General features: G+C 41.9%; 10 protein-coding genes and 1 pseudogene. 2 read left to right on the forward strand and 9 right to left on the reverse strand.

The genetic code is table 11. The annotated features are described in order from the left end of the window. Positions 1-219 precede the first annotated feature (219 nt). Positions 220-912 carry a 7-cyano-7-deazaguanine/7-aminomethyl-7-deazaguanine transporter gene (locus C3Z13_RS01620; RefSeq protein ID WP_103854799.1) on the forward strand — a complete coding sequence of 231 codons (693 nt, stop codon included), beginning with the start codon at positions 220-222 and terminating at the stop codon, positions 910-912. Positions 913-948: 36 nt separating this feature from the next. After that, positions 949-2253, forward strand: a complete 1305-nt coding sequence (locus C3Z13_RS01625) for an MFS transporter (protein WP_103854800.1) — start codon at positions 949-951, stop codon at positions 2251-2253. A 59-nt stretch (positions 2254-2312) separates the two neighbouring features. Here the strand turns inward: C3Z13_RS01625 and C3Z13_RS01630 are convergent. The 9 genes and pseudogenes from C3Z13_RS01630 to trkA all read right to left on the reverse strand — a co-directional run bounded on the left by C3Z13_RS01630 (position 2313) and on the right by trkA (position 10452). Continuing rightward, positions 2313-2797: pseudogene (locus C3Z13_RS01630) on the reverse strand (low molecular weight protein-tyrosine-phosphatase). Beyond that, positions 2782-4113, reverse strand: coding sequence for a 30S ribosomal protein S12 methylthiotransferase RimO (gene rimO, locus C3Z13_RS01635; protein WP_103854801.1), 1332 nt, complete (start codon positions 4111-4113; stop codon positions 2782-2784). Before rimO ends, C3Z13_RS01630 begins: the two are co-directional and overlap by 16 nt. Positions 4114-4320: 207 nt before the next feature. Then, entirely contained in the window at positions 4321-5613 is a 1293-nt protein-coding gene (gene dcuC, locus C3Z13_RS01640; protein ID WP_103854802.1) for a C4-dicarboxylate transporter DcuC, read from the reverse strand. An 11-nt stretch (positions 5614-5624) separates the two neighbouring features. Continuing rightward, positions 5625-6344: a dipeptidase PepE gene (gene pepE, locus C3Z13_RS01645; RefSeq protein ID WP_103854803.1), complete on the reverse strand. Its 720-nt coding sequence runs from the start codon at positions 6342-6344 to the stop codon at positions 5625-5627. A 203-nt stretch (positions 6345-6547) separates the two neighbouring features. After that, positions 6548-7156 (reverse strand): peptidylprolyl isomerase, encoded by a 609-nt coding sequence (gene slyD / locus C3Z13_RS01650; RefSeq protein WP_103853858.1) that lies wholly within the window; start codon positions 7154-7156, stop codon positions 6548-6550. Positions 7157-7215: 59 nt separating this feature from the next. Further along, positions 7216-7851, reverse strand: coding sequence for an SIMPL domain-containing protein (locus tag C3Z13_RS01655; RefSeq protein ID WP_181021992.1), 636 nt, complete (start codon positions 7849-7851; stop codon positions 7216-7218). 212 nt (positions 7852-8063) lie between these two features. Beyond that, positions 8064-8474, reverse strand: coding sequence for a ribonuclease E inhibitor RraB (gene rraB, locus C3Z13_RS01660; RefSeq protein ID WP_103853860.1), 411 nt, complete (start codon positions 8472-8474; stop codon positions 8064-8066). Positions 8475-8588: 114 nt separating this feature from the next. Next, the gene (gene mscL / locus C3Z13_RS01665; RefSeq protein ID WP_103853861.1) at positions 8589-8987 is read right to left on the reverse strand and encodes a large-conductance mechanosensitive channel protein MscL; all 399 of its coding nucleotides are present in this window, start codon (positions 8985-8987) and stop codon (positions 8589-8591) included. Between the two features lie 88 nt (positions 8988-9075). Then, positions 9076-10452: a Trk system potassium transporter TrkA gene (gene trkA / locus C3Z13_RS01670; protein WP_103854805.1), complete on the reverse strand. Its 1377-nt coding sequence runs from the start codon at positions 10450-10452 to the stop codon at positions 9076-9078. Positions 10453-10657 lie beyond the last annotated feature (205 nt).

The raw sequence follows: 10657 nt of genomic DNA on the forward strand, positions 1-10657 counted from the left end.
AATTTATAAAAAACCACCGCACTTTATATTAGATAACTTTTTCTACTTATTTCCGTGAAATAAACAGATATATTCCTTGAAATATCAACAAAAATACGTATTATCTGCTTTCCTCTGTACAGCTCTTATATCAAGTAAGTGGCTGTTCGCAGATATATTAAATTTTTCCATTAATTTGGGTTCCCTCACCCCAATGTTTTCAACAAAAAGGTATAAAAGATGAAAGTAACTTCTCCGATCTTTAATCATCAACAAAAACGCAACGCATTAATTCTTTTAAGTTTTTTCCACATTTTTATTATTACCGCTAGTAACTATTTAGTCCAAATTCCCTTTGAAATCCGATTGCCGCTCCATCTGTTCGGGCTAGAAGATTTCTCATTCCACAGCACCTGGGGAACACTCACTTTCCCGTTTATTTTTCTTGCCACGGATTTAACCGTGCGAATTTTTGGTGCGAAAGAAGCGAGGTGGATTATCTTCGTTGTGATGTTCCCTGCATTGATCATCAGTTATGTGATTTCCACACTTTTTTTAGATACGCAATATCAAGGCATTGAAGCCTTATTTGACTTCAACTTATTTGTCTTCCGCATTGCGATTGCCAGTTTTGTTGCCTACGTTTTTGGGCAACTGTTAGATGTATTAGTCTTTAACCGCTTACGCCAACTCAAAACTTGGTGGATTGCACCGAGTAGCTCAATGATTTTTGGCTCAATGGCCGATACCTTCTTATTCTTCTCCGTTGCATTTTACGCAAGCAGTGATCCTTTTATGGCAGAACATTGGTTTGAACTTGGCTTTGTGGATTACCTTTTCAAACTTTTTGTTGGCATCGTGCTGTTCGTTCCTGCCTATGGCGTGGCGCTGAATGTCATTTTGCGTAAGCTTCAGCAACTCACAAAGCAATAAAAGGATTTATTCATCAACACATAATAAGGAAACACAATGAATATACGACAAATCATCGACCAACAGCCAATGAGCCCTTACCAATGGGCGGTTGTCGTTATGGCAACCATAATGAACCTGTTAGACGGTTTTGATGTACTTGCACTCGCCTTTACTGCCACAGGTATCCGTAACGAATTTGATTTAAGTGGCGCGGAGTTAGGCTCGTTGCTTAGTGCGGGATTATTCGGAATGACCGCCGGTTCACTCTTTCTTGCGCCCCTTGCGGACAAAATTGGGCGTCGTCCATTATTATTAATCAGCGTATCGCTTTCTGCTGCGGGAATGTTAGGTTCATTTTTCGCTGCAGACTCCTATTCTCTCGGCATTTGGCGTGTTGTAACTGGTTTAGGCGTTGGCGGTATTTTAGTTGGTACAAATGTGCTAACCAGTGAATATTCCTCAAAAAAATGGCGTAGCCTTGCTATCAGTATTTATGCTGCAGGATTTGGTATTGGCGCGATTTTAGGGGGGCTTTTTGCTGTTGCCTTACAAGCTGAATATGGTTGGCGCTCCGTTTTCCTTGCAGGCGCAATTTTAACGGGATTATGCTTAATTTGCTTAGTATTATGGCTACCTGAATCCATTGATTATTTAATCAATAAACAACCAAAGAATGCTCAAGCTCGATTAAACAAAATTCTGCAAAAAATCGGCATTTCCTCATTTTCTTTGCCAGAAATCAAGCAACACAAAGCGAAAGCTGCCCCTATTACCCAACTATTTAATCAACAATATCGTCGCTCGACTTTAGCCATTTGGTTGGCCTTCTTCGCGATAATGTTTAGTTTCTATTTCATTAGCTCTTGGACGCCAGCCTTATTAAAAGAAGCTGGAATGACCACAGAACAAAGTGTCACCATTGGTATGATGATTTCTTTAGGGGGCACTTGTGGGGCATTGTTCTATGGTTTATTAGCAAGCTACTGGTCTGCGCGTAACGTCTTAATTTTATTTACGATCATTGCAGCAATTTCCGTCATTGCTTTTATTCTTTCTTCGACTGTTTTATGGCTTGCAATGGTACTAGGTGTCATCGTAGGCGCATTAATTAACGGCTGTATCAGCGGGCTTTACACCCTAAACCCAAGCATCTACGCTAGTGATATACGAGGTACAGGAGTTGGCTGGTCAATCGGCATTGGACGCATCGGCGCAATCCTCGCCCCAATGATCGCAGGCGTTTTATTAGACAAAGGGTGGGAAAAACAGAACCTTTATATTGGCGCCGCATTTGTGCTATTAATCGCAACCTTTGCTTTAATATTGTTGAAGAGAAATAGTACGATAAGGGAGTTATAGTAAAAATAAAAGCTGATAGCCATAAACTATCAGCTTTTTTATAAAAAGTGCGGTGGTTTTTAGCAATGTTTTTCTTTACGGATATGTTCTAACAGCGCATCGCAACATTGATCCAATAATTCATAGGTTTGCGTGAAGTTTTTGGTGTACCAAGGATCAGGGATATGATCGATACCAAGATTTGGACAAAGCTGGGTGATTTGAAATAATTTGTCTGGGTGATGCCCAAATAATTTTTCCAAATCCGCTAAATTTTGGTTGTCCATTGCAATCAGATAATCAAAATCTTGCCAATCTTTTGACCGCACTTTTCGGCTAGTAAAGCCTTTATTATCAATATGATGTAATTCAAGGGTTTCTGCTGTACCGCAGTGCATATCCTCGCCATCGTGCCAGCCTGATGTGCCAGCGCTGTCGCTGATAATTTATTCGATAAGCCTGCTTGTTTCACTTTTTCGCGGAAAAGATATTCTGCCATTGGGGAACGGCAGATGTTCCCCAAGCAGACAAAAAGCACCTTCACTGTCATTAGCACGTTCCCCATAAATCATATTCATCCGCTTGCGTGATGGTAACGTTAATCACTTGTCCCACGCTGACCGCTTGGTTTGACAGGTTATCCACATAAACCACACCATCAATTTCTGGTGCGTCTGCCATTGAGCGTCCGATAATGACCTCTTCGTCAATTTCGTCCACAATCACAGGTAGCGTTTTGCCGATTTTTTGCTGTAAACGCTGTGCTGAAATGGCCTGTTGCACTTGCATAAAGCGGTGGAAGCGTTCTTCTTTTACCTCTTCTGGCACTTGATCTGGCATATCTGTAGCGACTGCACCTTCTACCGGGCTAAATTTAAAACAGCCAACGCGATCTAATTGTGCTTCTTGCAAGAAATCTAATAGTTGTTGGAAATCTTCTTCCGTTTCCCCCGGAAAACCTACGATAAAAGTCGAACGCAAGGTTAATTCAGGGCAAATTTCACGCCATTTTTTAATTCGTTCAAGGGTGCGATCGATTGAACCAGGGCGTTTCATCGCTTTGAGAATTTTCGGGCTGGCGTGTTGTAATGGAATATCCAAGTACGGCAAAATTTTGCCCTCCGCCATTAATGGAATCAAATTATCCACGTGCGGATAAGGATAAACATAATGCAAACGCACCCAAATGCCTAAGGTGGCCAACTGTTCGCACAAGCTGATGAGCGTGTTTTTAATCGGCTTACCATTCCAGAAAACCGTCTTGTTTTGGTTTTCTTTGCTTTGATCTAAAGAATAAGCAGAGGTATCTTGCGACACGATAAGCAACTCTTTCACACCAGCATCGGCAAGGCGTTTGGCTTCATCTAACACTTGCGTAATTGGACGGCTATCTAAATCCCCACGCATTGAAGGAATAATGCAGAACGTACAACGATGATCGCAGCCTTCAGAAATTTTCAAATAAGCATAATGTTTTGGCGTGAGCTTCACCCCTTGCGCTGGCACAAGGCTGATATAAGGATTATGGGCAGGCTTTGGCACATATTTATGCACCTGTTCCATCACCGCTTCATAGCTATGAGGGCCAGTCACTTCCAACACTTTTGGGTGAACTTCACGAATGCGATCTTCTTTCGCTCCCAGACAGCCCGTTACAATCACCTTGCCGTTTTCTTCCAATGCTTCGCCGATCGCTTCTAGCGACTCTTGCACTGCGCTGTCAATAAATCCGCAGGTATTAACGATCACTAAATCGGCATTTTCATAACTCGGAATAATGTTATATCCGTCAGAACGCAACTCCGTTAAAATACGCTCTGAATCCACTAAATTCTTAGGACAACCTAAGCTAATAAAACCAATATTTGGCGCTGAACTCATACAATAATCTCAATAATCACTCAAAACGGTGCATTGTACAAAATTCGTATGCAAAAGGCGATAAGTGCGGGGAAATTTCGCGGAAAAAAGCACCGCACTTTATAACGAAAAAGCCATTAGTTTTTCAACAAAAACGGGAAAACAAGCAAGTGCGGTAAAAATTTGTTGAATTTTTTCACCGCACTTTTATTTGTTATGCCTGCTTAGTTAAAGCATAAATAATGCTAAGAATAACACCGCAAGCACCATTCCTAAGCCAGTACGTTTGACAATTTCCACTGGGCTAACCATTGCTAGACCAGCGCATACAATGGTTACGCCAGCAATAGGAGAAGCGGTGCGTCCGATAGCACCTGCGATAGCCGCTGCCATACCAAGATTTAAGTGGGTATAGCCTAATTCTACCGCGTGTGGTGTTACCGCCGTGTTGAAAGCAATGGCTGCCGCATCGCCAGAACCAGTGAGCAAGCCCATTAAGAATGGCCCAATGGTTGCACCCCAGCGGACGAATTCGTTGGAATGTTTAAGGAACTCAATGGCGCTGTCAATGGCACCGGTGGATTTTAATCCTGCCACAAAAACGCTGGCGGAAATAATGATACCTAGCACGTTTGCATAAGCACTGCCCATTCCGTTAAAGAATTCTTCGGTAATTTTCGCTGGAGAAACACGGGTTACAATGATGGCGTAAATTGCACCAATTAACATTGCTTGTGGTACGCCCATTTTTGTCCACGCCAGCGCTGGGATTTCTTGTAAAGACGTACCGCCGATCACCAAAATCACCAACGGCAATAAAGGCGCAATGGCAAAAAGGAGGTTCGATTTTTGGAAAGATTGTTCTGCTTCTTTCGCTTCAGCTAAATAGGCTTGGCGGTGTTCTTCACCGTAATCTTTCAACATTAATGCAACCAAGGTTAGTGAAACTGCCGCAATCGCCCCTGCGATCATTGTGTAAGGCGCGTGAGATAGGTTCACTTGCGTGATGGTTAAGTTGGACATTTCCGCGATCATTGCAGAATGAGAAGAACCTGGACTCATCATTGAGCCGAACGTTCCTGCCAAAATCGCAGCCCCCGCAGTGGCAGGGCGTACGCCAGCACTTTTTAGCACGGGGATTAAGGTTGCGCCAACTGCAGCGGCACAACCAGCAGCAGAAGGGATCGCAATATTAATAAAGAAGGTGATGATCGTGGCAAAAGGGATTAAGAAAAATCTGAGTCCTGAAAGCGGTTTCGTCATTAAATGCACCAGATGAGAGTCGCATTTTGTGTATTTCATTACATAAGCAAAACCCATACTAGAACAGATCGCCATAATCAAGCCGCCGCTGGTCATTGATTTTGCAAAAGCGTCCAGCGCGCCCATTGGGTTTAGGGTGAGTAAGGACATCATCAACCCGAAGCCAATTAATACGGTGCGCGTTTCATATTTTTTTACCAGTAAATAAACCGCAGCGATAACGCCCAAAATCGCTACAAAAGATTTAAGTTCAAGCATTTTTCTTCTCCTTAGTAATCAAAGGTAACACCGCTTGCATAGCGTTCACATTGGCCATTTTTGCTGAATTTTAGCACCGCACTTTGCTGTGCTTCGCTAATGTCCAGCACTTTGGCTTGATTGCCTTGAATCTGTAATGCCGTGCCTTCAGGCAAGGCGTAAACGTGGGATTCAGGATTGACAATCAAAAATTCCGCCAAGCGTTCTTCACGGCTTTCACCGTTATGCCCTGCAATTTTGCCAGAAATAAAGTGTGGATTAAGTTGATGTGGGAAAAGATTTAAAGCATCAAAAGAAGGCGGATAAAGAATTGGCATATCATTGGTGGTCATAATGGTTTTGCCTGCCACATTTGCTCCTGCGCTCCAACCGAAATAAGGTGTGCCTTGTTGTATTTTTTGGCGAATGGCATCTAATAAATGGTGTTCATACAGCCCATTGAGCAGGCAGAACGTGTTGCCGCCGCCAATGGCGATCACATCAGCTTGCTCAATAATATCTAAATGACGCTTGCCACGATGGACAGAAACCACGTCCATTTCTAGCTCTGTCAAGGCTTGTTGCACCAGCGTTTCATACTCATCATAACTACGGCTCACACCTGCATAAGGCACAAATCCAATAGTTTTTCCTTTGTATGCAGAAAGAAAGCTTTTCAGCCACGGCATACAATGCACGAGATAACCCGTATTTTGGTATTTGGAACCGCTCATTAAAAGCATATTTTTCATTCTTGCCTCCTTGTGAATGCGAAAAATAACCTGTTAGGGTTAAGTGATTACAAGGAACATTATGCGTAGGAATAACAAAAAAGGCACGAGATTTACAATAAAAAGGTGAATTTCTTGATGTGTATCACAAAAAATCCACACCCATTTAATCTTCGACTAAATGCGGTGTGGATAAGTGCGGTTGTTTTTTGACGAGAATTTAATTAGTGTTTACAACCACCGTTTCCGCAGCAGCCTTCGCCGTCGTGATGGTGGTGATCGTGGTCATGATGATGGTGATGATGACCGCCGCAACCACAGCCGTGTCCTTCTTCATCGCTATCACCGTGTCCGCCACAGCAACCGCCCTCTTGGTGGATATGACCGTGTGCGATTTCTTCTAAAGTTGCTTCGCGAGTTGCCACCACTTCCACATCAAAAAGTAATTCTTGACCTGCAAGCATATGGTTGCCGTCCACTACCACATCATTTTCACCCACTTCCGTGATCACCACAGGTAATGGGCCAACATCTGTATCTGCGATAAAACGCATTCCAGCTACAAGCTCGTCAACGCCAACAAACACATCTTTTGGCACACGTTGCACTAAATTTTCATTGTATTCGCCATAACCTTCTTCTGGTTTTACACGAACTTCAAATTTATCACCAACGGATTTTCCCTCTAAGGCTTTTTCTAAGCCAATCACTAAATTATTATGCCCTTGTAAATATTCTAACGGCTGATTTACTGGGGCTTCATCAACTAATACACCGTCTTCGGTGCGAACTTGGTAAGCAATGCTCACCACAACATTTTTTGCAACTTTCATTTATAACCTCGTTGGCTTGTAAAATTGCCCCATTGTATAGGAAATGGGGCAGGCTGTCATTATTCCTGAACAAGCTGAATTTTCGCCTCAATGCTTGCTCTTACGTTAGCTTTGCCATTGCCTAATTGCACTTCATCATTTGACATTGAACTTGCCATTTTCGCCATTGCATAAGGGCGAGCCACAAAGCGTCCGCTTTCCATTGGCGTGCGGATATTCAATTCCACAATTTTATAGCCTTTCGCCCCAAGCGATTGTTGAATTAATGTGGCTTTGCGGTTTAATTGTGTCAGCGCTTGTTGCATCATTTCATCTTCAATGCGATTAATTGCGTCAGAAGACACTTGAGAGTTCACATATTCAATCGCTAAAAGACCATTCAGCTCACTGATGGCTTTTGATAACGCCTCATTATTTTTACTTTGTAGCATTAACTGCCCACGAGCGATCCAGCCATTTTGTTTTCCCTCGCCATTATAACGCACGCGTGTGCTGCGGGAATTATCACGCAATTCCACGTCATCAGGATAGGCTTTTAAAATCTCAAAAGCACGATTTATTTTGCCGTTAATTTCCTTATTAGCTAACGCAAGATCTTTATTTTCTGCTTGGATAAATAATGTTGCTTGCAATAGATCGTGGGCAATTTCTTTTTCAACCTCCACATCAAAATTAATCACATTATTGTTGCTCACAGGGGGTTGCCAAGGCAGAAAGTGGTAATGCCATTAAGGCAAAAGTCAGTTGTTTTAAGCGCATAAAAATCCTTATAAATTAATTGATTTGTTGCCATATCGACAGGTAAAAAGGCGAATAGTTCCGAAAATAAAAAATCCATAAAAAAGCACCGCACTGATATTTTGGTAAAAATAAAGTGCGGTGGGATTTTTACAAATTTTGCTGAGTTTTATTCTTCGTCATCAAAAAACTCGCCGTCTTCTCCATATTCATCTTCTTGTGCATTAGGATCTTCAAAATAGGTTCCCCAGCCATCATAAATGCCGTTAAATTTAGCAATCAATGGGAATAATTCTTTCTGTTGAGCATCAATTAATTCTGCCTTTAATTCAATTTCGCTAATGGCATCAAAAGAAAATAAGGTTTTGCCATCTTCATCTTGCCATTCTTCTGCGTCAGACACTTCATAACCTGCCTTAAACACATCAACGGCAATTTTTTCCAATTTATCAAAATCATAATGCGAAATATGATGCTCAATAATATAAAGCGCAGCAGGATCACTGCCATCATTAAGCAGGTCACGAATAATTTCACGCGTTGTAGCTTGAGATTCTTCTACTGTTGGAATAGCGTCCATTGTTGTTCTCCTTTTAGAAATAAGTGAATATTGAGCATTATTTTACTACGTTATTCAAATTTAGGATAAAAAAAATCTTCCTACTTATGAGGAAGATTTTTTCTAATCAGCGAATTATTTTTTTAATAAATCACGGATTTCAGTTAATAATTTTTCTTCATTTGAAGGCTCAGCAGGTGCTGCTTCTGGCTCTTCTGCTGGTTTCTTCATTTTATTCATACCTTTAACGACTAAGAAAATTGCGAACGCAATAATCACGAAGTCAACGATATTTTGTACGAATACACCGTAGTTTAAAGTCACTGCTGGCACATCACCTACCGCTTCTTTCAATACAACGTGTAAATCTTTGAAATCTACGCCGCCTGTGAGTAAACCTAAAACAGGCATAATCACATCAGCAACAAATGAACTTACGATTTTACCAAATGCACCGCCGATAACCACACCGACAGCCATATCCACGACATTACCGCGCATTGCAAATTCGCGGAACTCTTTCATAAAACTCATAAAATACTCCTAAATAAAAGGCTGAAAGGATTAATCAGCGGCGGCTATTATATGTACTAAAAAGGATAAGTACAGCATTTTTTCATTTTTAGATAAAAAATGCACTCGGCTGGAATAATTTTTCTACATCTGGAATATATTTTTTATCACTCACATACACCACAATGCGATCATCTTCTTCAATCACTAAACTTTTTCGTGCAATCATCACATCATCGCCACGCAACACTGCGCCAATAATTGCCCCCGCAGGTAACTTGATGTCAGACACTTGTCGCCCAATCACATTAGAAGATTCCGCTTCACCGTGTACCACAATTTCTAAAGCTTCGGCGATACCGTGACGTAAAGACACCACGCTCCCCACATCACCTTTACGAATATGCCCAAGCAAGGCAGAAATGGTCGCCTGCTGTGGTGAAACCACAATATCCAGCGTTCCCCCTTGCAATAAATTGATATATGCCATTCGCTGGATCAGCACCATCGCCTTTTTCGCCCCTAAGCGTTTAGCGAGCAAGGCAGACATAATGTTCGCTTCATCATCACTGGTAAGCGAAAGAAAAACATCAATATTTTCAATATGTTCTTCAAATAACAAGGATTGATCAGAAGCATCACCGCAAAAAACTAACGTCTTTGATAAACGCTCTGCCAACGCAGTGGCACGTTCAGGATTACGTTCAATCAATTTTACTGAACATTGCTCTTCCAAACGTTTTGCCACGCCGCTACCAATATTTCCGCCACCAATAATCATTATGCGTTTATAAGGTTTTTCCAAGCGCTGTAATTCGCTCATAATGGCTTTAATATGAATCGTATCGCAAATGAACGTTACTTCATCGCCTGCTTCAATAATGGTTGAACCTTGCGGACGAATCACCTTATCCTGACGCAAAATTGACACCACACGGCAATCAATATGGGGCAGATGCTCTTTAAGCGCCGATAACGCATAGCCCACCAAAGGGCCACCATAATAAGCTTTCACCACCACAATACTAATTCGCCCATTGGCAAAATGCGAAACCTGCAACGCCCCAGGGTAATCAATCAAGCGAACGATTTCATCGGTAACCAATTTTTCTGGCGAAATAATATGATCAATGGGGATCACATCAGGCTGAAAAAGTTTATTTTTCTCACGCAAATAATCCGCACTACGAATACGCGCGATCTTAGTTGGCGTGTTAAATAAGGTATAAGCCACTTGGCAAGCGATCATATTGGTTTCGTCTGAATTGGTTACCGCCACCACTAAATCCGCATCCGCTGCACCAGCCTCACGCAACACTTTCGGTGAAGATGCCACGCCATTCACCACCCGCAAATCGTGCTTATCTTGCAAAGCAAGCAGGCGATCCGCTTGGTTATCCACAAGGGTGATGTCGTTATCCTCACTCACTAAATTTTCCGCAAGGGTCGTGCCAACTTGGCCAGCGCCTAGAATGATGATTTTCATTGTTGTGATCTCTTTGTTTGTGGCATTTAATTTTTATTTGGGTTTTAGCCATTTGGCTAATTGACTTTTTCTTTGTTGCTATAACGGGTTTCGCTCGTTGAGCGACTTACTTTCTTTTGTTTCCGCAAAAGAAAGTAAGCAAAAAAAAAGCGTCCCCCGATCAAATTGCTTTTCCTCATTTCGACAGAATTTTCTTAACGAAAAG

It is taken from the genome of Avibacterium endocarditidis (genome assembly GCF_002921145.1).
Taxonomy (GTDB): Bacteria; Pseudomonadota; Gammaproteobacteria; order Enterobacterales; family Pasteurellaceae; genus Avibacterium; species Avibacterium endocarditidis.